This window comes from Sphingomonas sp. MA1305 (genome assembly GCF_016107325.1).
Classification (GTDB): Bacteria; Pseudomonadota; Alphaproteobacteria; order Sphingomonadales; family Sphingomonadaceae; genus Sphingomonas.
In genome coordinates this window covers 409492-432238 of the sequence record NZ_RCVT01000002.1, presented here as the reverse complement: position 1 = coordinate 432238, position 22747 = coordinate 409492, and the positions used below count along the sequence as shown (strand labels likewise).

The 22747-nt window shown below is 69.6% G+C and carries 26 protein-coding genes; 9 read left to right on the top strand and 17 right to left on the bottom strand.

What is annotated here, in order from left to right; genetic code table 11:
* Window positions 1-32: 32 nt before the first annotated feature.
* Both D9601_RS09930 and D9601_RS09925 read right to left on the bottom strand, forming a co-directional pair.
* Window positions 33-293: a hypothetical protein gene (locus D9601_RS09930; RefSeq protein WP_198353839.1), complete on the bottom strand. Its 261-nt coding sequence runs from the start codon at window positions 291-293 to the stop codon at window positions 33-35.
* Window positions 294-297: 4 nt separating this feature from the next.
* Window positions 298-1518, bottom strand: coding sequence for a UbiH/UbiF/VisC/COQ6 family ubiquinone biosynthesis hydroxylase (locus D9601_RS09925; RefSeq protein ID WP_198353838.1), 1221 nt, complete (start codon window positions 1516-1518; stop codon window positions 298-300).
* A 165-nt stretch (window positions 1519-1683) separates the two neighbouring features.
* On the opposite strand from D9601_RS09925, the gene D9601_RS09920 reads away from it, so the two are divergent.
* The 4 genes from D9601_RS09920 (at window position 1684) to ribA (ending at window position 6921) form a co-directional block, all read left to right on the top strand.
* On the top strand, window positions 1684-4008 hold the full coding sequence (locus tag D9601_RS09920; RefSeq protein ID WP_198353837.1) for a DNA translocase FtsK: 2325 nt from the start codon (window positions 1684-1686) through the stop codon (window positions 4006-4008).
* A 77-nt stretch (window positions 4009-4085) separates the two neighbouring features.
* A complete protein-coding gene (locus D9601_RS09915) occupies window positions 4086-4697 on the top strand; it encodes a LolA family protein (RefSeq protein WP_198353836.1) in 612 nt (203 codons plus the stop codon).
* Window positions 4698-5062: 365 nt separating this feature from the next.
* On the top strand, window positions 5063-5845 hold the full coding sequence (locus D9601_RS09910; protein ID WP_198353835.1) for an exodeoxyribonuclease III: 783 nt from the start codon (window positions 5063-5065) through the stop codon (window positions 5843-5845).
* The gene (ribA, locus tag D9601_RS09905) at window positions 5842-6921 is read left to right on the top strand and encodes a GTP cyclohydrolase II (protein ID WP_198353834.1); all 1080 of its coding nucleotides are present in this window, start codon (window positions 5842-5844) and stop codon (window positions 6919-6921) included. Before D9601_RS09910 ends, ribA begins: the two co-directional genes overlap by 4 nt.
* A gap of 58 nt (window positions 6922-6979) precedes the next feature.
* Here the strand turns inward: ribA and D9601_RS09900 are convergent, their stop codons facing one another.
* From D9601_RS09900 to tsaD, 13 genes are all read right to left on the bottom strand, one after another.
* Window positions 6980-7471: an MmcB family DNA repair protein gene (locus D9601_RS09900; protein WP_198353833.1), complete on the bottom strand. Its 492-nt coding sequence runs from the start codon at window positions 7469-7471 to the stop codon at window positions 6980-6982.
* 50 nt (window positions 7472-7521) lie between these two features.
* Window positions 7522-8172 (bottom strand): cell wall hydrolase, encoded by a 651-nt coding sequence (locus tag D9601_RS09895; RefSeq protein ID WP_198353832.1) that lies wholly within the window; start codon window positions 8170-8172, stop codon window positions 7522-7524.
* Between the two features lie 166 nt (window positions 8173-8338).
* Complete coding sequence (locus tag D9601_RS09890) at window positions 8339-8665, bottom strand: DUF1491 family protein (RefSeq protein ID WP_198353831.1); 327 nt, start codon at window positions 8663-8665, stop codon at window positions 8339-8341.
* Window positions 8662-9135, bottom strand: coding sequence for a PaaI family thioesterase (locus tag D9601_RS09885; RefSeq protein ID WP_198353830.1), 474 nt, complete (start codon window positions 9133-9135; stop codon window positions 8662-8664). Before D9601_RS09885 ends, D9601_RS09890 begins: the two co-directional genes overlap by 4 nt.
* Window positions 9122-9586 carry a PTS sugar transporter subunit IIA gene (locus D9601_RS09880; RefSeq protein WP_198353829.1) on the bottom strand — a complete coding sequence of 155 codons (465 nt, stop codon included), beginning with the start codon at window positions 9584-9586 and terminating at the stop codon, window positions 9122-9124. Before D9601_RS09880 ends, D9601_RS09885 begins: the two co-directional genes overlap by 14 nt.
* A gap of 57 nt (window positions 9587-9643) precedes the next feature.
* Window positions 9644-10237: a ribosome hibernation-promoting factor, HPF/YfiA family gene (gene hpf, locus D9601_RS09875; RefSeq protein WP_198353828.1), complete on the bottom strand. Its 594-nt coding sequence runs from the start codon at window positions 10235-10237 to the stop codon at window positions 9644-9646.
* Window positions 10238-10286: 49 nt separating this feature from the next.
* On the bottom strand, window positions 10287-10979 hold the full coding sequence (gene dnaQ, locus D9601_RS09870) for a DNA polymerase III subunit epsilon (RefSeq protein WP_198353827.1): 693 nt from the start codon (window positions 10977-10979) through the stop codon (window positions 10287-10289).
* An 8-nt stretch (window positions 10980-10987) separates the two neighbouring features.
* Window positions 10988-11587 carry a dephospho-CoA kinase gene (gene coaE / locus D9601_RS09865; protein WP_198353826.1) on the bottom strand — a complete coding sequence of 200 codons (600 nt, stop codon included), beginning with the start codon at window positions 11585-11587 and terminating at the stop codon, window positions 10988-10990.
* Window positions 11584-12396, bottom strand: coding sequence for a shikimate dehydrogenase family protein (locus D9601_RS09860; RefSeq protein WP_198353825.1), 813 nt, complete (start codon window positions 12394-12396; stop codon window positions 11584-11586). The genes coaE and D9601_RS09860 overlap by 4 nt, the downstream gene beginning before the upstream one ends.
* Window positions 12393-12743 (bottom strand): hypothetical protein, encoded by a 351-nt coding sequence (locus tag D9601_RS09855; protein WP_198353824.1) that lies wholly within the window; start codon window positions 12741-12743, stop codon window positions 12393-12395. Before D9601_RS09855 ends, D9601_RS09860 begins: the two co-directional genes overlap by 4 nt.
* Complete coding sequence (locus D9601_RS09850) at window positions 12740-13333, bottom strand: Maf family protein (protein ID WP_198353823.1); 594 nt, start codon at window positions 13331-13333, stop codon at window positions 12740-12742. Before D9601_RS09850 ends, D9601_RS09855 begins: the two co-directional genes overlap by 4 nt.
* Entirely contained in the window at window positions 13330-14307 is a 978-nt protein-coding gene (locus D9601_RS09845) for an NAD(P)H-dependent glycerol-3-phosphate dehydrogenase (protein WP_198353822.1), read from the bottom strand. Before D9601_RS09845 ends, D9601_RS09850 begins: the two co-directional genes overlap by 4 nt.
* On the bottom strand, window positions 14304-15332 hold the full coding sequence (tsaD, locus tag D9601_RS09840; protein WP_198353821.1) for a tRNA (adenosine(37)-N6)-threonylcarbamoyltransferase complex transferase subunit TsaD: 1029 nt from the start codon (window positions 15330-15332) through the stop codon (window positions 14304-14306). Before tsaD ends, D9601_RS09845 begins: the two co-directional genes overlap by 4 nt.
* A gap of 178 nt (window positions 15333-15510) precedes the next feature.
* Here tsaD and hemC point away from each other — a divergent pair, with 178 nt between their 5' ends.
* From hemC to D9601_RS09820, 4 genes are all read left to right on the top strand, one after another.
* Complete coding sequence (gene hemC, locus D9601_RS09835) at window positions 15511-16425, top strand: hydroxymethylbilane synthase (RefSeq protein ID WP_198353820.1); 915 nt, start codon at window positions 15511-15513, stop codon at window positions 16423-16425.
* A complete protein-coding gene (locus tag D9601_RS09830) occupies window positions 16422-17105 on the top strand; it encodes a uroporphyrinogen-III synthase (RefSeq protein WP_198353819.1) in 684 nt (227 codons plus the stop codon). Before hemC ends, D9601_RS09830 begins: the two co-directional genes overlap by 4 nt.
* Window positions 17102-17998, top strand: coding sequence for a hypothetical protein (locus D9601_RS09825; RefSeq protein WP_198353818.1), 897 nt, complete (start codon window positions 17102-17104; stop codon window positions 17996-17998). The genes D9601_RS09830 and D9601_RS09825 overlap by 4 nt, the downstream gene beginning before the upstream one ends.
* 467 nt (window positions 17999-18465) lie before the next feature.
* Window positions 18466-18756 (top strand): integrase arm-type DNA-binding domain-containing protein, encoded by a 291-nt coding sequence (locus tag D9601_RS09820; RefSeq protein WP_198353817.1) that lies wholly within the window; start codon window positions 18466-18468, stop codon window positions 18754-18756.
* A gap of 390 nt (window positions 18757-19146) precedes the next feature.
* On the opposite strand, the gene D9601_RS09815 is transcribed toward D9601_RS09820, so the two are convergent.
* A complete protein-coding gene (locus D9601_RS09815) occupies window positions 19147-20379 on the bottom strand; it encodes an MFS transporter (RefSeq protein WP_198353816.1) in 1233 nt (410 codons plus the stop codon).
* 100 nt (window positions 20380-20479) lie between these two features.
* Between D9601_RS09815 and D9601_RS09810 the strand changes: the two genes are divergently transcribed.
* The gene (locus D9601_RS09810; RefSeq protein ID WP_198353815.1) at window positions 20480-21373 is read left to right on the top strand and encodes a LysR family transcriptional regulator; all 894 of its coding nucleotides are present in this window, start codon (window positions 20480-20482) and stop codon (window positions 21371-21373) included.
* 579 nt (window positions 21374-21952) lie between these two features.
* Here D9601_RS09810 and D9601_RS09805 read toward each other — a convergent pair.
* Window positions 21953-22717, bottom strand: coding sequence for a Crp/Fnr family transcriptional regulator (locus D9601_RS09805; RefSeq protein ID WP_198353814.1), 765 nt, complete (start codon window positions 22715-22717; stop codon window positions 21953-21955).
* Between the last annotated feature and the right edge of the window lie 30 nt (window positions 22718-22747).

Here is a 22747-nt window from a genome sequence, read left to right as displayed (position 1 = left end):
GGGATCACGATTGTTCCCGCTGGTGCTGGCGGCTAGTCGCGCGACGCCAGCCACCGCATGATCGCGGCGATCACTCCCATCATGGTCATCACGGCAGCGAGGAAGATCGACAGGCCGAGTGCCAACCCATAAGCAACCGGCTGCGGCGGCCCGAGAGACCGCGCCACCAGGATGATGACCACCGCCGCGCTCAGTTCCGACACCGCGCCGCCGATCCACCGCGCCCGCCACAAGGCCCAGACGATTGCGGCGCTCCATGCCGCCAGGATCGCGAGCAGCGCGACCCACATCATCGGATCAGATCGACAGGCCCTGCAGCAGCTTGGGCAGATCGCCCGATTCGCCGCGCGCTTCCGCCATGAAGCGGTTCTTGAGCGGCGGCAGCCGGTCGACCGCGCTGATGCCGAAGCGGCGGATGGCGCTCGCCGCCTTGCCGGGGATGCCGAACAGGCGCGTCAGCGTGTCGGTGGCGGCGGCGACCATGAAGGTGTCGAGCCCGCGCCAGCGCTGGTAGCGGTCGAGCAGGGCGGCGTCGCCGAGGTCGAGCCCGAGCCGTTTGCCCTCGACCAGCACCTCCGCCAGCGTCGCGACGTCGCGGAAGCCGAGGTTGAGCCCCTGCCCCGCGATCGGATGGATGCCGTGGCCCGCGTCGCCGACCAGCACCAGCCGCTCCGCGGTGATGCGCGCGGCATGGTGGAAGCCGAGCGGGTAGCTGGCGCGTGGGCTGGCATCGGACAGCGTGCCGAGGAAGCCGCCCATCCGTTTCTCCGCCTCGGCGAGGAAGGCGCGGTCGGACAGTTTGACCAGCCCGGCGCCGTCCTTGGCATGCACCGACCAGACGATCGCGGACCGGTGGCCGATGGCGTCGTCGGGCAGCGGCAGCAGCGCGAACGGGCCGGCGGGGTAGAAGATCTCATAGGCGACGCTGTCATGGTCGCGCTCGTGGTGGAAGGCGCCGACGATCGCGGCATGGTCGTAGTGCCAGCGTGCGACGGTGATCCCCGCCGCCGCGCGCGTCGGCGACTGGCGCCCTTCCGCCGCGACCAGCAGCGGCGCGGTCACCGTGCTGCCGTCGGACAGGGTCGCGGTGACGCGCGCCGGCTCGCGCCGCACGTCGACGGCGCGGGTCTGCATGCGCAAGTCGACGCCCGCCGCCGCACTCGCCGCCTCGAACAGGACGCGGCGGAGCAGCTTGTTCTCGTACATCGTGCCGAGCGCGCCGTCGTCGGCATCGGGGACGAAGTCGAGCTTGCCCGGCGCCAGCCCGTCGCTGACGCGGATCTGGCGGATCGCACAGCCCTGCCCCGCCAGCGACGCGCCGATGCCGATCGCGTCGAGCATCCGCCCGCTCGCGCTGGCGACGGCGGAGGCGCGGCCATCGAAACCGGGGGCGAGCGTCACCGCCGGATCGGCCGGGTCGACGACGATGCTGGTCAGCCCGTGCGCGTCGAGCGCGAGGGCCAGTGTCGCGCCGACCAAACCGCCGCCCAGGATGATGACGTCTGCTTGCTTGTCCATGCCGCCTCTCTACGCGTCCGCATCACGGGTGCCAACGCGCTTGGCGCCACGCGGGTGCCGCGGCGACGGTGCGGCCCGGTCCGTCGCCTACGCCTTGACGCCGTACCCGTTTTGGTCCGATGGTTTTCCACAGGACATTCTCGGACATCGAAGGGATTTGGGGCGATGGCGAGCCGTGCGCAGCCAGGCTTGTGGCGTGAGACGGTGAAGGCTGGGGCAGTACGGGGCGGCGCCCTGGTCGCCGCGCTGGCCGTCTTCCTGGCCACCGCGCTGATGGTGCTGGCGCTGGCCAGCTACCATGCCGGCGACGCCGCGCTCAACACCGCCTCGGGCAGTCCGATCCGCAATCTCGCCGGGCCACCGGGGGCATGGTTCGCCGACCTCGCGCTGACGGTGTTCGGCCCGGCGATCGCGCTGCTGCTGCCGATCGGGCCGATCGTCGCGATGCGGTTGTGGCGCGACCAGCCGGCCGGTCGCTGGCTGCGCATGCTGCGCGGCGCCGTGATCGGTGTCGCGCTGATGGCGGCGGCGCTCGCCTTCGTCTCCGACGCCGCGGTGCTGGCGCTGCCCGCCGGCTGGGGCGGCGTCGTCGGCCTCGGCATCCAGCATCTCGCCGAATGGGGACTGAGCTTCGTCGGCGCGCCCAATGCCGAGCGCTGGGCGGCGCGCGCGATCGGCCTCGCCGCCGGTGTCGCGGGCATCATCGTCTGGGCGAAGAGCCTGGAGATCGAACTGGGCGAGCGGCGCTTCCGCCTGCGGCGCAGCCGATCGACGGACGACGGCGCCGACGACCTGCCGTTCGACGCCTATGACGATGATGCGGAGGACGAGGAGGAACCGCTCGACCTGAAGCGCAAGGCGATCGAGCCGCGCGCGCTCGCCACCCCCGATCCGCGCCCCGCCCCGGTGATCGCCGACCGAACCGTCGCGCCGTCGCAGGCGCGGCCCAAGCCGCAACAGACGCAGCTCGCACTCGATCACAGCTACACGCTGCCGGGCCTCGACCTGCTCACCCCCTCCCCGCCCGCGCCCAAGGCGGCGATCGACAAGGCGTCGCTCGAGCGGAACGCGCGGCTGCTCGAGAATGTGCTCGACGATTTCAAGGTGCAGGGCGCGATCACCGAAGTGCGCCCCGGCCCGGTCGTGACGATGTACGAGCTGGAGCCGGCGCCGGGCATCAAGGCGAGCCGCGTCATCGCGCTGGCCGACGACATCGCGCGCAACATGTCGGCGGTGTCGGCGCGCGTCGCGGTGATCCCGGGGCGCAACGTGATCGGCATCGAGCTGCCCAACCAGAAGCGCGAGATGGTCTCGCTGCACGAGCTGGTCGGCAGCCAGACGTTCGAGGATCAGGCGGCGCAGCTGCCGATCATCCTCGGCAAGAACATCGCCGGCGATCCGGTCATCGCCGATCTCGCGCCGATGCCGCACCTGCTGGTCGCCGGTACCACCGGCTCGGGCAAGTCGGTCGGCCTCAACTGCATGATCATGTCGCTGCTCTACCGGCTGACGCCGGAACAGTGCCGAATGATCATGATCGATCCGAAGATGCTGGAGCTCAGCGTCTATGACGACATTCCCCACCTCCTCTCCCCCGTCGTCACCGATCCTGCCAAGGCGGTGCGCGCGCTGAAATGGGCGGTGGAGACGATGGAGGACCGCTACCGCCAGATGTCGTCGGTCGGCGTGCGCAGCCTCGCCGGCTTCAACGACAAGGTGCGCGCGGCGAAGGCCAAGGGCCAGCGGCTCGGCCGGCGCGTGCAGACCGGCTATCACCCCGACACCGGCCAACCGGTCTATGAGGAAGAGCAGCTCGACTATGAGCCGCTGCCGCAGATCGTCGTCATCGTCGACGAGCTCGCCGACCTGATGATGACCGCGGGCAAGGAGGTCGAGTTCCTGATCCAGCGCCTCGCGCAGAAGGCGCGCGCGGCGGGCATCCATCTGATCATGGCGACGCAGCGGCCGTCGGTCGACGTCATCACCGGCGTGATCAAGGCCAATTTGCCGACGCGGATCAGCTTCCACGTCACCAGCAAGATCGATTCGCGCACCATCCTTGGCGAGCAGGGCGCGGAGCAGCTGCTCGGCCGCGGCGACATGCTCTATATGCCGGGCGGCAAGGGCATCGTCCGCGTCCACGGCCCCTTCGTCAGCGACGACGAGGTACGCGGCGTCGCCGACCATTGGCGGGGGCAAGGCCAGCCCGATTACATCAGCTCGGTCACCGAGGAGCCGGAGGAGAGCTACACGCTGGAAGGCGCGCCGATCGGCGAGGATTCGGCGGAGGACCAGCAGTACCGCCAGGCGATCCAGCTGGTCTGCGAATCGCAGAAGGCGTCGACCAGCTGGCTGCAGCGCCAGCTGCGCATCGGCTATAATTCCGCCGCGCGGCTGATCGAGCGGATGGAGAAGGACGGCATCGTCGGCCGCCCCGACCATGTCGGCCGCCGCGAAGTGCTCCGCGACGCGGAAGGCCACGCGATCTGAGGGTCGGGAATGGGGGAGCCATCGCCCCCTTCGCCGGTTAAGCGGCTATTCAACGCTTTTCCGGCACCAGGACCCGCATGATCCGACACGCTTTCGCTCTCGCCGCCGCGCTGGCGGCGCCCGTCGCCGTTCACGCCCAGGCGACCGGCGACCTCGCCGCGGTGCAGCGCCATCTCCAGGCGGTCACCACCATGACCGCCGATTTCAGTCAGACCGACCGCAACGGCCGGGTGCTGACCGGCACCTTCACGCTGAAGCGGCCGGGCAAGCTGCGCTTCCAATATCAGAAGGGCGTGCCGCTGCTGATCGTCGCCGATGGCGGGGCGCTGACCTTTATCGACTATTCGGTGGGCCAGGTGCAGCGCTACCCGATCCGCAACACACCGCTCGGCATCCTGCTCGACCCGAGCCGCGACATCACCAAGATGGCCAAGCTGTCGGCGACGTCGAACGCGCAGGTCATCTCGGTCGAGGCGAGCGACCCCAAGCATCCGGAGATCGGCCGGATCACCCTGATCTTCATGCGCGATCCCGCCGGCCCGGCCGGACTGATGCTGCAAGGCTGGGTGATGATCGACAGTCAGAACAACCGCACGACGATTCGGCTGACGAATCAGAAGTTTGGTGTGCCGGTGAGCGACGGAACGTTCCGCTGGAACGACCCGCGGAAGACCGGCGGGCGAAGCTGAACAAAATATCCGGTTCCATTCATGCAAGCGACAGGTTTGCAGCCCTAAACAGACACCCGCGGATGTGGGGCGTTCGGGATTTTTCCCCCTGTTGCCCGAACGGTACCGACCACTTCCCGCCCTGCGTGACGAACGCTGTGTCGGCCCTCGCTCCATGCCCCCGGAGCGGGGGCCTTTCGCGTTCGTAGTATGCGCCATCATGGCGCAAGCCGCGAACGCGCGGCCGGCGGGCCCTGCCCGTCCGACGGCACGGGCTTTGCTCGTGACGCGCCCGAAGCGGGACTTGGGCGCTGCCGCCGTAGTGACGATCGTTGAAACCCGCCGCCACCTTGCTCCCCCTTCCCCCGCCGCCTAGATGCGGCGACGTGAAGATCGCCTCCTGGAACATCAACTCGGTCCGCTTCCGCTCCGCCATCGTCGAGCAGTTCCTGACCGAAGCGGCCCCCGACGTCCTCTGCCTGCAGGAAACCAAGGTCGTCGACGCCGACTTCCCGCACGACCTGTTCGACCGACTCGGCTACGTCCATCGCGTGATCCACGGCCAACGGATGCACCATGGCGTCGCGATCGTCAGCCGCATGCCGATCGAGGCGGACGACCGGTTCGACTGGCAGGCCAATCAGGAGGCGCGGCACGTCGGTATCCGGCTGCCGGGCGGCGTCCGGCTCGAGAACGTCTACGTCCCCGCCGGCGGCGACGAGCCGGACCGCGAGGTCAATCCGAAGTTCGGGCAGAAGCTCGATTTCCTGGCGCGGATGACCGAATGGTCGCGCAGCCTTGCCTGCCCGACGATCCTGACTGGCGATTTCAACATCGCGCCGCTGCCCAGCGACGTCTGGAGCCACAAGGCGCTGCTCAAGACGGTCAGCCATACGCCGATCGAGGTGGCGGCGCTCGACGGCCTGCAGGCATCGAACGACTGGGTCGACCTCGGCCGGCATTTCTATCCGGCGCCGGCGCGGCTGCACACCTGGTGGAGCTATCGCTCGCCCGACTGGACCAAGAACGATCGCGGCCGCCGGCTCGACCATATGTGGGCGACCGGCGACGTCGCGCGCCAAGCGATCGGCCATACCGTGTTCGAGGATTGCCGCAGCTGGCTGAAGCCGTCGGATCATGTGCCGATCATGACCGAGTTCGCCTTTTGAACGACCGGCACCCCCACGACGCGCAACGTCCAAGCGATCCGCGTGCCGCGGCGCGGGCGGTCGACGCGTTGCGGCGGGGCTGGCCGATCGCGATCGACGGGCTGACCCTGCTCGCGGTCGAGACGGCGGATGCCGACCGGCTGGCGGCGTTCGATCCGGCGGGCGGGGCGGGGGTGCTGATCTCGTCCGGCCGGGCGGTGACGCTGAAGCTCGCCAATCAGCTCGCGGCCGCCGATCCCGATGCGCCGGTGCTGATCGAGCGCGCGCCGTGGCTCGATTTCGCCGCCGCGACGGCGCTGGCCGACCCGAGCCTCGACCTGGCGACCCCGCTCAAGGGGCCGTGGCGGACGGTGACATTGGACCGGCCGGTCGCGGCTGCGGCGGCGCTGCGGCTGGCGCGGATCGCCGGGTTGCTGCCGGCCTTTTTCGTCGGCGGCGGCGATCCGGAGGTGACGATCAGCCCTGCGGATATCGATGCGCATGAGGATGCCCGCCGCCTGACACTGGCGACGCGGGCACGGCTGCCGGTCGAGGGGGCGGAGGATGCGGAGATCGCCGCCTTCCGCTCGCCGGAAAGCGCCGACGAGCATGTCGCGCTGCTGATCGGCCAGCCCGACGGCCGGCCGCCGCTGGTGCGGCTGCACAGCGAATGCCTGACCGGCGACGTGCTCGGCAGCCTGAAGTGCGATTGCGGGCCGCAGCTCCACGCCGCGATCCGTGCCATCCAGGCGAGCGGCTGGGGCATCCTGCTCTATCTGCGCCAGGAGGGGCGGGGGATCGGGCTGGTCAACAAGCTGCGCGCCTATGCGCTGCAGGACCAGGGCTTCGACACGGTCGATGCCAATACGCGGCTGGGCTTCGCCGTCGATGCGCGCGACTTCGGCGTGGCGGCGCGGATGCTGCAGCTGCTGGGGCAGCGTTCGGTGCGGCTGCTGACCAACAATCCGGCCAAGGTGGCGGGGCTGGAGGCGGCGGGGATGACGGTGGTCGAGCGCGTGCCGCACAAGCTGCCGCCCAATCCCCATAACGAGCGTTATCTGGCGACGAAGCGCGACCGCACCGGGCACCAGCTCTGATCCCGCTTCCGCTGACGGGAGGGTCAGGGGAGGGGAGCCGCTAGCACCCCGTCACGGATCAGTCGGCGAAGGCGTCTGGATCGATCAGACCGGTCAGCCGCCGGGCGGCGCGGCGCGCGAACGACAGGGTGCAGCGTTTGCGGACATGCGCGGGCAGGGGATGGGTATGCGCCTCGCGCACGATCGCGGCATCGTAGCGGTCGGCGACGATCACACCGGTGCGTTCCGGCAGGAAGGCGACGCCGTCGAGCGGCGCGAGGTCGAAACCGGCCGGCACTGCCCAATAATAGCGGTCGCAATGCGCCAGATAGTCGGGCCATTTGCCGTCGCCGAGCAGGTCGGCCCGCGACACCTTGATCTCGACGATGACCAACTGGCCACGCGCGTCGAGCGCCATCAGGTCGGCGCGGCGGCCGCCGTCGAGCGGCACTTCGGGGATAGCGGCGAGGTCGTGGCGCAGCAGCATCCGCGTCACGCCGCGCGCCACGTCGGCGGCGCAGATCGCGGGATCGCCGCCGTCCAAACACGAAGCCGGGGCCATGTCGAGCATGACCCCGGTTTAGAACATTTCACGAACGGGGCAAGCCCCGGATCGCGAAATCAGCGATAGAAGACGTGGTTGCCGATCGACGCGATGCGGATGACATTGCCGCCCGGGCGGCGGTTCGGCGTGTTGAAGTACAGCGCCTGCGGGGCCGGGCTGTCCCAGGCGGCGTCGAGCGCGATCTTGGCGACGGCCAGGGCGGTGCGATAGGTGGCGCGGCTCTCGTCGATCGACGGGATGGCGCCGCCGCGGACGAAGGAGAACTGGCCGCGTTGCTTGACGACGCCGCAGACGTCGGAGGGGAAGCGGCCCGACTTCGACCGGTTGATGATGACGTTGGCGACGGCGAGCTGGCCGGCGAGCGGTTCGCCCTTGGCCTCGAAATAGACGGCGCCGGCGAGGCAGCGCTGTGCGTCGGAGACCTTGCCCGCGTCCTGCGCGGCGACGGCCTGGGCCAGCGTGTCGAATTCGTCTTGGTCGTCCTGGTCGTCCTGCTGCGGGAGCGGCTGCACGACGGCGGTCTGCGCGCTGGGAGCGGGAACGATGACGGGGGAGAGGGTGTTGGAGTCAGACGGAGTCGCCGTCTGGGTGGCCGTCACGACCTTGCGATCGAGGTCGGAGGCGCGGCCGGGCGAACTGGTGCTGATCAGCCCGGCGAGAGAGAAAGTCATCGCCGCGATGGTGGCGGCGCGCTGAAGAACGGTCATTCAACTAGTCAATATGCGGTGAGATCACGGACCCGACGCGTCCTTCCCGAAGGAACTGGCATCGTCCGGGCTTCCCCCCGACTGCGTCACCGATCCGTATCGCACACGGACGCGGCACAACGCGCTTGCAACGTGCGCGGGGCGTTGCGTCACACGACTGTCACCGTCAATCGTTCAGGATCGTTTCAGCGGCGAACCGTTCGGCTTGCGCGATATCCAGTTCGATCACCCACAGATCGGGGTCGCGTTCGCGCCGTCGCCGCCAATAGTCGTCGATAGGTCCGGATGGAGTCGAATCTATCAGTGTCACTGACCCATTCAGGTCGCGCGAGCGCTCCAGCAGCCGCGATGCGCCGTCCCGGTCGACCAGCGCGATCAACAGCCCGCCGTCCTGCGCCTCGCCCCGCGCCCGCACCACCGCGAGGCCCCCCGCATCGTTGACCCGGCGCAGCAGCGCTCCGACGACGAGGTGGGTCGGCAGCCGCGCGGTCATGCCGCGCGATAGCCGGGCAGGCCCGACAAGGGGATCTGCGAGCGCATGAAGGTGCCGGTGCCGCGCGCCGCCTCCTCGCCCTCGGCATCGACCAGTCGCGCATCGCCGACATAGACGCGGCGCTTGCCGCTGATCCAGCGGCCCTCCGCGACCACCGGGCCGCTGCGCAGCGGCCGGGTGAGCAGCAGGTTGAACGCGGTGGTCAGCAGGAAGCGATCGCTGACCAGGCTGTTGCACGCGTAGAAGGCGGCGTCGTCGAGCATCTTGAAATAGCTCGTCCCGTGTACCGCGCCGGCGGCGTGGAAGTGGCGTTCGTCGAGGGTGAAGTGGATGCGGGCGATGCCGGGGCCGGGGATCTCCAGCCGCGAATCGAACAATCGGTTGATCGGCGCGGCGGCATAGAGCGATTCGAGCGCGCGGAAATGCGCCGTTTCCGCCTCGCCGGCGACCGGCGCGTCAGGCGGCGTCATGCGCGAGTTCGGCGGTGAACAGCGCGTAAAGCGCATCGGGCGAACCGGCGCCGCGCAATTTGGCGAGAAAGGCGCGATCACGCAGCCGCCGCGACACCCGCGCCAGCGCCTTCAGATGCTCCGCGCCGGCATCGACCGGCGACAGCAGCAGGAAGACGAGGTCGACCGGCAGGTCGTCGACCGCGTCGAATTCGATCGGATGGGCAAGGCGCATGAACACGCCGGAGACCGCATCGAGCCCGTCCAGGCGCGCATGGGGGATGGCGACGCCGCCGCCGAAGCCGGTCGAGCCCAGCTTCTCGCGCGCGGCAAGCCGCTCGGCGACGAGGCGCGCGTCGATCCCCTGCGCCTCCGCGGCCGCGGCGAGCTGGGCGAACAGCGTCTTCTTATTGGCGACGGCCACGTCCTTGAAGACGGCGTCCGGCCGCAGCAGGTCACTGAAATCGGTCATGCGAAACTCGAAGGGCCCCCGCCGGGCCCTTAGCGAGTCCGGCGGGGGCGGGAAAGGTCAGCTGCCGGCCTGTACCCGCTGCGGTTCGACCCAGCCGATCGTGCCGTCGCCGCGGCGATAGACCATGTTGTAGGCGCCGGTGCCGGCATTGCGGAACAGCAGGGCGGCGGTGTTGCGCAGGTCGAGCATCATCACCGCGTCCGACACGCTGGCGTCGGGAATGTCGACGCGCGTCTCGGCGACGATCAGCGGCGCCTCGCCCGCCTCGTCCTCGGCATGTTCCTGGAACAGCGTATAGCCGGCGTTGTTGTCATAGCCGCTGTCCTCCTGCAGCTGGACGACCTCGCCGGCATTGCGGTCCTTCAGCCGGCGCGAATAGCGGCGCAGCTGCTTGTCGATCTTCTCGGCGGCGCCGTCGAAGGCGAGATGGGCATCCTGCGCCTCGTGCCGGCCCTTCAGCACCAGGCCGCGCGTCACGTGCATGACGATGTCGCATTTGAAGCCGACGTCGTGCGGCCCCTTGCCAAACGTCACTTCGGACGAGATGGCGCGACTGAAATATTTGGTGGCGATACCCTGAAGTCGGTCGCTCACATGATCCTTGAGCGCGTCGCCGGTCGCGACCTGGTGACCAGAAATCCGGATATCCATCGTCTTCTCCATGGTTGGGGCGGGCCTGTTGACCTTACCCGGGTGATCGTCAGTTGGGCGATCCGACCTCCCAAAGCGGATTGTCCAGGGTAGCAACAAAGGCTGCGTGGGCGGCAAGTTCCGCGTCATGCGCACGGAAGCTGCGCGGCGGCCGGACGATGCTGGGCCGGCGCGTCGCCAGCGGGCTGGCGGTGGCGACGGCGATGTCGCTGACCAGGCCGAGGCCGATCTGCCGCCCGCCCATCAGCTCGACATAGACCTGGGCGAGCAATTGCGCGTCGAGCAGGGCGCCGTGCAGCACGCGATGCGACCGGTCGATGCCGTAGCGCGAGCAGAGCGCGTCCAGCGTATGCTTGGCGCCGGGATGCTTCTGCCGCGCGATCGCCAGCGTATCGACCATCCGGTGCATCGCGACCAGCTCGCGGCCGCAGCGGCCGAGCTCGCCGTTGATGAAGGAGAAGTCGAAACCGGCATTGTGCGCGATCAGCGGCGAATCGCCGATGAAGTCGAGCAGCTCGTGCACCACCGCGGCGAACAGCGGCTTGTCGGCGAGGAAGGCGTCGGAGATGCCGTGCACCGCCTGCGCCTCCGCCGGCATCGCCCGTTCGGGATGGTAATAAGCGTGGAAGGTGACGCCGGTCTCGACCCGGTTGATCAACTCGACGCAGCCGATCTCGACGAGTCGGTCGCCGCCGGCGAAGCTGAGGCCGGTGGTTTCGGTGTCGAACACGATTTCACGCATGCGAGACGTTATCCGCCCGCGCGCGCCGTCACGCAAGCGAGGACGTGACGAACCGCCTCGCGGGTCCGGTCGAGCGGCACGTCGGTGGGAATGACGAAGTCGGCGCGGGCGCGCTTGTCGGCATCGGGAAGCTGGCGGGCGAGGATCGCGTCGAGCTTCGCCGCGGTCATGCCGGGACGGGCGAGGACGCGGGTGCGCTGCACCTCGGCGGCGGCGCTGACCACCGCCACGGCATCGACCCCTGCATCGCCCCCGGTCTCGAACAGCAGCGGAATGTCGAGCAGCACGACCGGCGCGTCGGCATGGGCGGCGAGGAAGGCGGCGCGCTCGGCGGCGACGGCGGGATGGACGATCGCCTCCAGCCGTTTCATCGCCGCATCATCCCCCAGCACGGCGCGGCCGAGCGCCTGGCGATCGACGCCGTTCGCATCGGTGGTCCCCGGAAAGGCCGATTCGATCGCAGCGACCACCGATCCGCCCTTCGCCTGCAGGCGGTGGACCGCCGCGTCGGCGTCGAACACCGGCACGCCTTGCTCGGCGAACATGGCGGCCACCGTCGATTTGCCCATGCCGATCGATCCCGTCAGCCCGAGCAGGACCGGCCTCATGCGATCAGCAGGTCGCGCACGTCGTCGTCGCGGTCGCGGGGCGGTGCGACGCCGAAGAACAGTTCGAACGCCAGCGCCGCCTGGCCGACCAGCATTTCCAGCCCGTCGACCGTCTCCAGCCCGCGCGCATTGGCGGCGGCGAGCAGCGGCGTCTCGAGCGGCGCATAGACGATGTCGTAGACGATCGCCTGCTCGCCGAGCGGCGACAGGTCGAGCTCGAGCGGCGGCTGGCCCGCCATGCCGAGCGTGCTGGCATTGACCAACAGCCCGGTGTCGGGGGCAAGCGGCTGGGCGAGGGGCCTGGCCTGTCCCTTGAGGCCGAAGGCGGCGAGCAGCGCGCCGCCCTTCAGCACGTTGCGGTTCATCAGCGTCACCGGGCCAACGTTCATCCGCGCCAGCGCGAACAGCACCGCCCGCGCTGCACCGCCCGCCCCCACCACCGTCACCGGTTTGCCGGAAAGGTCGAAGCCGGCGAGCGGCGCATAGAAGCCGCCGGCATCGGTGTTGGTGCCGATCGGCGTGCCGTCCTCCGCCCGCACCACGGTGTTGATCGCGCCGATCGTATGGCGCACGTCGCCGCGATCCTCGACGTGATCGAGCGCGGCGATCTTGTGCGGCATGGTGATGTTGCACCCGCGCCAGTCCGGGTCGGCGCGGCGGCTGGCGAAATAGCCGGGCAGATCGTCGGCGGAGACGAGGGTGCGGCGGTATTCGGCGTCGATGCCGAGCGCATCAAGCCAGAAGCCATGGATGATCGGCGATTTGGATTGCGCGATCGGGTCGCCGATCACTTCGGCATAGATGGTCATCCGGCGGCTCCCTTGCAGGCGAACTGGCCGCCGCACACGGTCTGGACGGCGACGTAACCGCTGCCGATCAGCACGATCGGCAGCAACAGGGCGACGAGGGCCAGGCGCAGCAGCAGGTGGCGCGCGGTCGCCCGCTTGCCGGTCGCGGCGGCGATGGCGAGGATCAGCGCGACAAGGAAGCACGGCACCCACGCGACACAGCCGGCGAATAACAGATTGACCGGCCAGCCTCCCGCCGCCGGCGCATCGAACAGCATCGGGCTGATGAACAGCGCAAGGCCGCCGACCGGCAGGCCGAGTCCCGCCAAAATCGCCAGGACGATCGCCGCACCGCGCTCGCCGCTCACGCCGGCATCACCCCGCGCACGCGCAAATAGTCGAGGACGTTAAGCAGCGGCAGGCCGAGCACGGTGAACTGGCTGCCCTCGATCCGCGTAAACAGCTGCACGCCCGGCCCCTCGATCCGGTAGCAGCCGACGCAGCCGCCGATCGCCGGCCATTCCTGGTCGAGATAGCGGTCGATAAAGGCAGGGGAGAGCGGGCGGACGTGCATCCTGGCCGCCTCGACATGGCGCCATACCGGGCGACCAGCCTCGGCGATCACCGCCGCGCTCCACAGATGGTGCACGCTGCCGCTCATCCGCGCCAGATGCTCGGCGGCCTGGTCGCGGCTCTCCGGCTTGTCGAGCAGGCTGCCGTCGGCGAGCGCGACGACGCTGTCGCTGCCCAGCACCAGCCGCTCGGGCGCGCGCGTCGACACCTTGACCGCCTTCAGCTCGGCGAGCGCATCGGCAAGGTCGCGTGGCCGGGCGCCGGCCATCGCCGCCTTGATGGCCTCCTCGTCGACGCCGGCCACGGTCGCGTCGAACGGCACGCCCGCGGCGGTCAGCATCGCGCGCCGCGACGCGCTCTGCGAGGCGAGCAGCAGCAGGCTCATTCGCCCTCGCGCCGGAGCGGTCGGGCAAGCAGCGCGCCGATCACGCCGTCGACCGGCTCGCCGGCGAGCAGGCGGCACACCGCGTCGGTCACCGGCATCTCGACCCCGGCGATCGCCGCGGCCTCGCGCAGCACCGGCGCGGTGAAGGCGCCTTCCGCGACGGTGCGACGGTCGGCGAGCAGGTCCGCCGCCGCCCGGCCGCGACCGAGCCCGACGCCGAGCGAAAAGTTGCGGCTGCTGGTCGACGAACAGGTCAGCACCAGGTCGCCCAGCCCCGACAGGCCGGCGAGCGTCTCCGCCCGCGCGCCGCGCGCCAGGCCGAAGCGCGTCATCTCGGCGAAACCGCGCGCGATCAGCGCCGCACGGGCGTTCTGGCCGAGGCCGGCGCCTTCGACGACGCCGCAGGCGATGGCGAGCACGTTCTTGACCGCGCCGCCGATCTCCGCGCCGATCACGTCGTCGCTGGCATAGGGGCGGAAGTGCGGCGCGGCGAGGCGGGCGGCGAGCGCCTCGCCCAGTGCCGCGTCGCGCACCGCCAGCGTCACCGCGGTCGGCAGGCCGGCCGCAACCTCATGCGCGAAGGTCGGGCCGGACAGGACGGCAACCGGCGCCTGCGGGTGGACGGCGCGCGCGACCTCGCCGACCAGCATCCGCGTCCCCGCCTCGATCCCCTTGGCGCACAGCACCAGCGGCGTGGTGCCGACCGCCGTCTCGGCCAGGACGCTGCGGACGTGCTGCGCCGGCGCGACGACCAGCAACGCGTCGACCCCGGCGAGATCGCCGAGGCTGCCGGTCGCACGGATCGCCGGCGACAGCGGCACGCCCGCCAGGAACAGGCCGTTCTCATGGTTGGCGTTGATCCCCGCCACCACCTCCGGCTCGCGCGCCCAGAGCAGCACCGGCTCGCCACGGTGCGCCGCCACCTGCGCCAGCGCGGTGCCCCAGGCGCCGCCCCCGATCACGCCGATCTTCATGCCTTCACTCCTGCCCCGCGCACCGCCTCCGCGGTCGGATCGAGCGGCCAGCGCGCCCGCGCCGGCGTGTCGAGCGGATCGGTCAACCCGGTGGCGAACCGCTCCGCCCCGGCCCAGGCGATCATCGCCGCATTGTCGGTGCACAGCCAGAGCGGCGGCGCGACGAAGCGCAGGTGGTGCGCGTCCGCCAGTTCCTGTAACGCGCCGCGCACGGCGCCGTTCGCCGCGACGCCGCCGGCGACGACCAGCGCGGTCGCCTCGATCCCGGCGATGCCGCGCGTGGTGCGGTCGATCAGGCAATCGACGACGGCGGCCTGGAACGAGGCGGCGATATCCTCCGGCGCGTGCTGACCGACCGCACGCGCCACCGCGCTCTTCAGCCCGGCGAAGGAAAAATGCGGCTCTTTCGAACCGCTTAACGGTCGCGGCAGCGGTACGATCGGCCGCCCCTGCGCGGCGGCACGTTCCACCGCCGGGCCACCGGGAAAGCCGAGGCCGAGCAGCTTGGCGGTCTTGTCGAACGCCTCGCCCGCGGCATCGTCGATCGTCGTCGCCAGCCGGCGATAGCGGCCGACCCCCTCGACCAGCAGCAGCTGGCAATGGCCGCCGGAGACGAGCAGCAGCAGATAGGGAAAGGCAAGGTCGGGATCGGACAGGCGCGGGCTGAGTGCGTGACCTTCGAGATGATTGACCGCGATCAGCGGCTTGCCGACCGCATGCGCGATCGCCTTGCCGGTGACGAGGCCGACCATCACTCCGCCGATCAGCCCCGGCCCGGCGGTGGCGGCGATCGCGTCGACCTGGTCGAGGCGGAGGCCCGCGTCGGCGAGCGCCGCCGCGATCAGCGGCTCCAGCGCCTCGACATGGGCGCGCGCCGCGATCTCCGGCACGACGCCGCCGAACGGGGCATGATGCGCCTCCTGCCCGGCGAGCCGGTGTGCCAGCACCTGCCGGTCGCCGGTGACCAGCGCCGCGGCGGTTTCGTCGCAGGAGGATTCGAGGCCGAGGATGACGGGCGCGGACATGGCGCTCCCTCTAAACGGGTTGAGGAAGGTTGTCGAAGGGGGCGGATATCGGCCATGGACGGCATCGGAATTGGACTGCCCTCACCCTTCCGCGGCTTCGCCGCTCCCTCCCTCTCCCGCCGGGCGAGGGAAGGGGCCCGCGGCCGGAGGCCGTGGGAAGGGTGTGGGTGGAGTATCGATGACCGTCCCCTTCAAGCTCGGCACGCGCGGATCGCCGCTGGCGCTGACCCAGGCGAACATGGTGCGCGATGCGCTGTGCGCGGCGCACGGCTGGCCGGTCGATACGGTCGAGCTGGTCGTGATCCGCACCACCGGCGATCGCGTGCAGGATCGCGCGCTGGCAGAAATTGGCGGCAAGGCGCTATGGACCAAGGAGCTCGACCGGGCGCTGCTTGCCGGCGAGATCGACGCCGCCGTCCATTCGATGAAGGATGTCGAGACGATCCGTCCGGCGGCGATCGCCATTGCCGCGATGCTGCCGCGCGCCGACGTGCGCGACCGGCTGATCGGCGCCGCCACCGTCGCCGCGCTGCCGCAGGGGGCGGTGGTCGGCACCAGCAGCCCGCGCCGCGGCGCGCAACTGCGGCGGTTGCGGCCGGATCTGCGCATCGTGCTGTTCCGCGGCAACGTCGACACGCGGCTCGCCAAGCTGGCGGCGGGCGAGGCGGACGCCACCCTGCTCGCCGCCGCCGGGCTCGATCGGCTCGGCCGCGACGCGGTCGGGGCGGCGATCCCGACCGGCGACATGCTGCCCGCGCCGGCGCAGGGCGCCGTCGGTATCGAGGTGCGCGCCGACGATGCGCGGGCGCATGGCTGGGTGGCGGCGATCGACGACCCGCTGACCAGCCGCTGCGTGCGTGCGGAACGCGCCCTGCTCGCGGCGCTGCAGGCGGACTGCCATTCGCCGGTGGCGGCGCTCGCCGCGGTGTCGGGCGAGACGCTCAGCCTGCGTGCCGAGCTGCTCGCCGAGGATGGCAGCGCCCATGTCGAGGGCAGCGCGGAGGGGCCGGATGGCGAGGCGGTGGCGCGGGCGCTCGCCACCGATCTGCTCGCGCGGGCGCCCGCGGCGGTGCGGCGGCTGTTCGGCGGATGACGCGCGCCCTGGTCGTGCGGCCCGAGCCCGGCAATGCGGCGACCGTCGCGCGACTGCGCACGCTGGGCGTGGAGGCGCAGGGCTGGCCGCTGTTCGCGGTCGCGCCGGTCGGCTGGCTGCCGCCGGACCCCGCGGACTTCGATTCGCTGCTGGTGACCAGCGCGCAGGCGATCCGCCACGCCGGTCCCGGTCTCGCGCGCCTCGCCGCCCTGCCGGTGATCGCGGTCGGCCCGGCGAGCGCGGCGGCGGCGCGCGCGGCGGGGCTGCGCGTCGCGGCGATGGGGGAGGGGGATGCGGTCGCGGCGCTCGCGGCGGGCCGGGCCGGCGGGCTGATCCGGCCGCTGCACCTCGCCGGCCGCGATCATGTCACGACGGGATGCCCGACGATCGTCGTCTATGCCAGTGATGCGGTGCCGGTCGACGCCCGCGCCTTCGCCGCCGCCGCGGATGGCGCCGTCGTGCTGCTCCATTCCGCCCGCGCCGCGTCTCGGGTCGCCGCCTTGATCCCGCCGGCCCGACGCGGCGCCGTCGCGCTCGCCGCGATCAGCCCGGCCGTGCTCGCCGCCGCCGGCGCGGGGTGGGGGAGGGCGGCGGCGAGCGCCGTGCCCGACGACGGGAAACTGTGTGTTCTTGCGCAGGCGATTGACCGTGCCGGACCGGGCGGGGATAAAGGGCCATGAGCGAATTTGAACCGATCGTCGCGACGCGCCCGCGCGCCCCACGAGCCGGTCTGATCATCGTCCTGACCCTGTTGGCCTTTGTCGCGGGCGTCGGACTGACGGCATTGGCGATGAAGCGGATCAGCTGGCTGCACGGCACGCCTGCCGCAGCGCCCTCGCCGACCCCGGTCGAGCCGACCGGCTTCTCGCCGGCGCAGCCGCTCAATGCCAATGGCGAGGCGCCCGATGCGACGGTGCTCGCCACGCGTGAGGCGGCGCTGGCGGCGCAGCTTGCGGCGCTCGAGACGCGCACCGCGACGATCGGTGCCGATGCCGCGGCGGCGGGCACGCAGGCGACCCGCGCCGAGGGGCTGCTGGTCGTCGCGGCGGCGCGCCGCGCGCTCGATCGCGGCACGCCGCTCGGCTATCTCGAGGAGCAATTGCGCAACCGCTTTGGCGCGACCCAACCCAAGGCGGTCGCCGACGTGATCGCCGCCGGCCGCCAGTCGGCGACGCTGGAAAGCCTGCGCCAGGGGCTGGAGGCGATCGCGCCCGACATCCAGACGGTCAGCGGCGGCGACTGGTGGACCAGCCTGCGCCAGGAACTGGGCGGTCTGATCGTGCTGCGCCGCGCCGACACGCCGTCGTCGCGGCCGGTCGAGCGACTGTCGCGCGCGCGCCACTTCCTTGATGCGGGGCAGGTCGAGGCGGCGCGGGCCGAGGTGCTGCGCCTGCCCGGCGCTCGCCACGCCGGCAATTGGCTCGCCGCGGCGGACCGCTATATCGGCGCGCGCCAGGCGCTCGACCGGATCGAGACCACGGCCCTCAGCGTCCCCGCCGCACCGGCCGTGACGCCACCGGCAGCGACCGCGCCCGCGGCGGCTGCCCCGGCCGAGGAGCCGACGACCACCTAGACGGGCGGCATCTAAGCAGCGCAGCGAGGCGGCGGCCGAACCGTCGTCGCAGAACCGTGCTGAACCTGCGGGTCCGCTATTTCGCGGGCGGCCGTCCGCCGCCGGACACGGACGACCTGCATCGGCGTGATGCCGTCTGCCCGGCGTCACGAACGTAGGCGGAAAGGCGACCCCGCAGGACCGCCGATCGCATCACATTGTGTGGAAGACTGGAGCGGGCGAAGGGATTCGATCCCTCGACCCCCAGCTTGGCAAAGACACCGGGCACTTTTCGCCAAGGTTTCCATTTGCACGTTACGACCCGCTAAGCCCCTTCCACGACAAGGATAATCTGGACGCAGACCATCCCCTCCATCTCCTGCGCCGACCCGCCGATTTCCGCCCTTCTGCTTCCCCCAAGTTTCCCCGACCGCCGGGGAAGCAGATCGGAGAACGAGCAGGACATCGAGAAATTTGAGGAGTTGAGCATGGCCAAGATCACCAAGCGCGTCGTCGACGCGCTGAAGCCGAGCGATAAGGCTGACGTGTTCGCCTGGGACAGCGAGTTGAAAGGCTTCGGCGTTCGCGTGAAGCCGTCCGGCACGAAGAGCTTCCTGATCCAGTACCGCAACCCGGAGGGCCGCCCCGTCGGCTGGTGCTGGGGCAATACGGGGCTCTGGCGCGGGACGGGGCGCGAGACATCGCCCGCCGGAAACTCGCGGCGGTCGCCGACGGGGAAGATCCGTCCGAGGACCGGCACGCAGCTCGCGCGGGCATGACCGTCTCGGACGTATGCGACGGCATCTGACGGAAGCGGCGGCGTGCCGCATCCTCGGCTGCAGCCGGCGCCCGATCGAAGCGACGACGCTGAAGATGGACCGAAGCCGCATCGATACTCACGTCCGCCGATCATCGGTCATCGGCTGGTCGCCGGCCTGACGCGCCGCGACATTGAAAACCTTCAGGCCGACATCGCCGCGGGTCGTTCGGCAGCGAAGCGGAAAGGACGTGGCGGCAGGACGAAGGGCGGCATTGGCGTTGCGAGGCGCATCATTTTGATGCTGCTGCCGCGAACATGGCCTGCGCCGACGTACAGGCTGTGCGCGCATGGTTGCGAACGGTGTAGAGACAGACCGGCTGTCACACTCCGTTCCGAACGCCCGAACTGCTCATGATCCAGCCTTGAAAACACGACGTCTCGTCAGGAAGATGACGATCGCGCCGATCCCGAACGCCAGCCCCGTCGCGCAGACGCCGCGCCAGCCCCAGGCACTCCAGACAACGCCCGACAGGGCGGATCCGGCGGCACCGCCGAGGAAGAACAGACCGGTGAAGAGGCCGTTGATCCGGCCGCGTGCCTCAGGCCGAATGAGATTGATCGCACGTCGTCCAAGCGTTTGGTCAGCGATGACGCCAAGATCGAGGACGATCGCCGCGCTCAGAAGGAACGCGAGCGACGTGTCCCGGCTGCCCGCGAAAACCTCACCTCCGAAATAAGCGAGGATCATGGCGGTGGCGACCGCGGCATGAGCCAGCATTGTCGCGGGCCGCGTCGCGCCCCGATCCCCGGCGCGCCCGGCGATCGGAGAGATGATCGCCCCGGCGGCGCCCGCCAAGGCGAAAAGAGCGATCCCGGTCTGGCCCAGTGCGATCGGCGGCTGGGCGAGGCGGAGCGCGATAGCCGTCCAGAACACGCCGAAGGCGCCCATGCACATGGCCTGCGTCGCCGCGCGCTGCCTGAGTGTCGGCTCCTCCCGGAGGATTGATCCCAGCGATCCGATCAGTTGCGGATAGCCCGTTTGGCCGTTGGGCCGTATTCTTGGAATAAAGCGGGCAAGCCCGAGCGCCAGTGCGGCGACGGCGACACCCAGGGCGGTATAGAGCGACCGCCAGCCGGCGGCCTCCGTTACGAGGCTGGCGAGTGGGCGTGAGAAGAGGATGCCGAGCATCAGGCCGCTCATCACGTTGCCGACTGTCCGTCCTCGGCTGCTTTCGGAACTCAGCGATGCAGCGACCGGCACGAGCATCTGGATCGCGCTCGTCGACAGTCCGACGAGGAAGGACGCGATCAGGAAGGCAGCCGCCGTCGGCGCCGCCGCCAGCATCAGCAGAGCACAGACATTGGCGGCGAGCGTCGTAAGGATGAGCTGTCGGTTTTCAACGAGATCGGTCAGCGGGACCAGCAGAAACAGGCCCGTCGCGTAGCCGAGCAGCGTCAACGTGGTGGCGAGGCCGGACGTGACGGGCGACAGACCAAGCTCAGGTCCGATGATCCCGACCAGGGGCTGCGAGGCGTAGAGCGCCAGCACCACGACGCCGACCGCCAGCGCGAAGAGCGCGGTTGGCGGCGACCCGGCGCCTTGGCTGGCAGATCCGGGTTCGCGAGCAGCTCCAGTTCTCAACGCCGTTCCTCCGTCTAACATCAGAGGGCAGCACATTATCTTGATCGTGGATGGCGATAATGGGAGATGAACGGGAAGCAGAATCACGGACACGCTGAGAATGGCGGGACTCGAGCACTATCGCACGTTCGTCGCGATCATCGAGGCGGGCAGCCTCACCGCCGCGGCGCGCCGACTCGATTGCTCGCTTCAGACCGTAAGCCGATCGCTGATCGGTCTTGAAGCGGAGATAGGCGCGAAGCTGGTCCACCGGACGACCCGCCGGCTCCAGCCGACACCGGCCGGGACGGCCTTCTACGAACGCATCCGGATCGCTTTGCGTGAGATCGATGAGGCCAGAAGCGATGTGATGCGCGGCGCGTCGGAGATCGCCGGTCTGTTCCGGGTGGGCGCCTCGGTCCAGTTCGCTCCACGTTATGTGGTTCCCACGACGACCGCCTTCGTCGACCGGTATCCCGGCGTGGAGGTCGATCTGATCCTGTCCGACGCCCTGATGAACCTGATCGAACACAGGCTAGACGTCGTCGTGCGGATCGGCGAACCCGCCTCCTCGTCGCTGAAGTCGCGCCTGCTCGGCAAACTCAGGCGCGTAGTGGTCGCGGCACCGCAGTACCTCGCGCGCCATGGCCGCCCATCGACGCCGGCCGACCTTCGAGAGCATAGCTGCGTGGTGCGGACGTTCGGACCGGAGGGAGATAGCTGGCCCGTGACGGAGGGGGCTGCGGTGACGAAGGTCGCCGTCAAGGGACGCTTCCGCTGCAACGATGCCGCCGGTGCCAATGCCGCCGTCCTCCAGGGTGCCGGCGTGGGTCTGGCACCGCTCTGGCAGGTCCGATCGGAGATCGACCAGGGCCTGCTGGAGGTTCTGCTCCCCGATCATGAACCGCCCCCCATTCCGGTTCACGCCTTGTGGCTGGAGAACGCCGCCATGCCGGTCCGGACTAGAATGTTCGTTGACATGCTGAGGCATCGGATGGCCAGCGAGCGCATCTAGCATGCCGGGCCTCGCCGGGTTGACCTCACGTCCGCTGGATACCGGCGATGACTTTTTGCCATTTAGGGCCAAGCGGAAGGCGTATCCGATGATAGTCGGAGACACGGGTCGACCTTATCCGAGAATGGTTCAGTCTTCGGGCAGGAGGCAATTCGTGCTATGCAGAAATACACGTCAAAGGCTGCATAACAGCCAAAAGCCGCCAAAACATCGCTGGAACGCACCGTCTGCTGCTTCCCCAATCCGCGTCCTGACCACGTCACAGCCGCGTAGCTTGCTGTCGATGGCGAAGTTGAACAGGGTTCGATCGCGCAAACGCCTATGCTGGTCGAGCCACAAGCGAATGGCTCAGACCTGCTGTTGTTTCAGGGCGCGTTTGGCACCGGCCAATCGACCCTCGTTCCAAGGACGAACTTCAAGAAAGGCAGGATCCATCGAAGATTGGCCCACCACCCGTCTCCATCACACTGACGTGAGCAGTTGAGATCGCGCCGGTGGGGTAAACCGATGATGGAAAGAAAAGTAGGATCGGCCTTTAGGGTGTGTGAACGAAGGACCGCCGCTCGGAAGGCTGGAGGCTCAAAATTCTCCGACCCGATGCAGATTGGCCAGATCGAGGATCACTATCTGGCGGCCTCTTACGACGAGCAGGCCTTCGTCACGCAGCCGGCCCAGCACCCGATTGATATGGACGGGCGTCAGACCGAGCATATCGCCGAGCTGTTCCTGCGTGAACGGCCAATCGAACGTATCGTTCTGCGTGAGCCCCATAGCCCCGAGACGTGCGTGCGTTTCGGCCACCAGATAGGCCAGGCGCTCCCGCGCATTGCGGCGCCCAAGGCTGACCAGGCGGGCGCGGAGGCGAAATAGCACTTCACCTTGCTGCGCCCGCCGCGCATGCTCGACCAGACTGCGAGAGCGATCCGACATCGCGTCCGTGTCCAGCGCGGCAACGCGAGCCGGACCACAGGCTTCGACATAGGATGAGGTCTCTCGCTCCAGGTCGGCGATGACGCAAAAATCTCCTGGGATGATCACATCGGTTATCTGTCTCGCCCCGTTCCGCAAGATCTGCGACCGGAAGCCCCATCCAGTGACAAGGACGTGCGCGGTTCTGGAGGACGGACGTGCCGGAAACGGGTGCTTGGTCTCAACCTCATGGATGTGGGTCACGTGATTGACAATATTCGACACATCGTACCGATTGCCGATGTCATAGCGAGAAAAGGCCCTGATGATCAGATTCGAGACATCCTCATCTCGAGCCCTGCTCAATTTCTTGGTGCGAAGGGCTGCCCGGTTGAACGCGCCGGTGAGCGGAGTTTCGGTCTGGAGATGTGTCATAGCGTCACTCCATTTAGGTGAGGCTATGCT

What these genes read in the sequence shown, in the direction of transcription:
- D9601_RS09930 (WP_198353839.1), bottom strand. Translation starts at nt 293, where the DNA reads ATGATGTGGGTCGCGCTGCTCGCGATCCTGGCGGCATGGAGCGCCGCA.
- D9601_RS09925 (WP_198353838.1), bottom strand. Translation starts at nt 1,518, where the DNA reads ATGGACAAGCAAGCAGACGTCATCATCCTGGGCGGCGGTTTGGTCGGC.
- D9601_RS09920 (WP_198353837.1), top strand. Translation starts at nt 1,684, where the DNA reads ATGGCGAGCCGTGCGCAGCCAGGCTTGTGGCGTGAGACGGTGAAGGCT.
- D9601_RS09915 (WP_198353836.1), top strand. Translation starts at nt 4,086, where the DNA reads ATGATCCGACACGCTTTCGCTCTCGCCGCCGCGCTGGCGGCGCCCGTC.
- D9601_RS09900 (WP_198353833.1), bottom strand. Translation starts at nt 7,471, where the DNA reads ATGCTCGACATGGCCCCGGCTTCGTGTTTGGACGGCGGCGATCCCGCG.
- D9601_RS09895 (WP_198353832.1), bottom strand. Translation starts at nt 8,172, where the DNA reads ATGACCGTTCTTCAGCGCGCCGCCACCATCGCGGCGATGACTTTCTCT.
- D9601_RS09890 (WP_198353831.1), bottom strand. Translation starts at nt 8,665, where the DNA reads ATGACCGCGCGGCTGCCGACCCACCTCGTCGTCGGAGCGCTGCTGCGC.
- D9601_RS09885 (WP_198353830.1), bottom strand. Translation starts at nt 9,135, where the DNA reads ATGACGCCGCCTGACGCGCCGGTCGCCGGCGAGGCGGAAACGGCGCAT.
- D9601_RS09880 (WP_198353829.1), bottom strand. Translation starts at nt 9,586, where the DNA reads ATGACCGATTTCAGTGACCTGCTGCGGCCGGACGCCGTCTTCAAGGAC.
- hpf (WP_198353828.1), bottom strand. Translation starts at nt 10,237, where the DNA reads ATGGATATCCGGATTTCTGGTCACCAGGTCGCGACCGGCGACGCGCTC.
- dnaQ (WP_198353827.1), bottom strand. Translation starts at nt 10,979, where the DNA reads ATGCGTGAAATCGTGTTCGACACCGAAACCACCGGCCTCAGCTTCGCC.
- coaE (WP_198353826.1), bottom strand. Translation starts at nt 11,587, where the DNA reads ATGAGGCCGGTCCTGCTCGGGCTGACGGGATCGATCGGCATGGGCAAA.
- D9601_RS09860 (WP_198353825.1), bottom strand. Translation starts at nt 12,396, where the DNA reads ATGACCATCTATGCCGAAGTGATCGGCGACCCGATCGCGCAATCCAAA.
- D9601_RS09850 (WP_198353823.1), bottom strand. Translation starts at nt 13,333, where the DNA reads ATGAGCCTGCTGCTGCTCGCCTCGCAGAGCGCGTCGCGGCGCGCGATG.
- D9601_RS09845 (WP_198353822.1), bottom strand. Translation starts at nt 14,307, where the DNA reads ATGAAGATCGGCGTGATCGGGGGCGGCGCCTGGGGCACCGCGCTGGCG.
- tsaD (WP_198353821.1), bottom strand. Translation starts at nt 15,332, where the DNA reads ATGTCCGCGCCCGTCATCCTCGGCCTCGAATCCTCCTGCGACGAAACC.
- hemC (WP_198353820.1), top strand. Translation starts at nt 15,511, where the DNA reads ATGACCGTCCCCTTCAAGCTCGGCACGCGCGGATCGCCGCTGGCGCTG.
- D9601_RS09830 (WP_198353819.1), top strand. Translation starts at nt 16,422, where the DNA reads ATGACGCGCGCCCTGGTCGTGCGGCCCGAGCCCGGCAATGCGGCGACC.
- D9601_RS09825 (WP_198353818.1), top strand. Translation starts at nt 17,102, where the DNA reads ATGAGCGAATTTGAACCGATCGTCGCGACGCGCCCGCGCGCCCCACGA.
- D9601_RS09820 (WP_198353817.1), top strand. Translation starts at nt 18,466, where the DNA reads ATGGCCAAGATCACCAAGCGCGTCGTCGACGCGCTGAAGCCGAGCGAT.
- D9601_RS09810 (WP_198353815.1), top strand. Translation starts at nt 20,480, where the DNA reads ATGGCGGGACTCGAGCACTATCGCACGTTCGTCGCGATCATCGAGGCG.
- D9601_RS09805 (WP_198353814.1), bottom strand. Translation starts at nt 22,717, where the DNA reads ATGACACATCTCCAGACCGAAACTCCGCTCACCGGCGCGTTCAACCGG.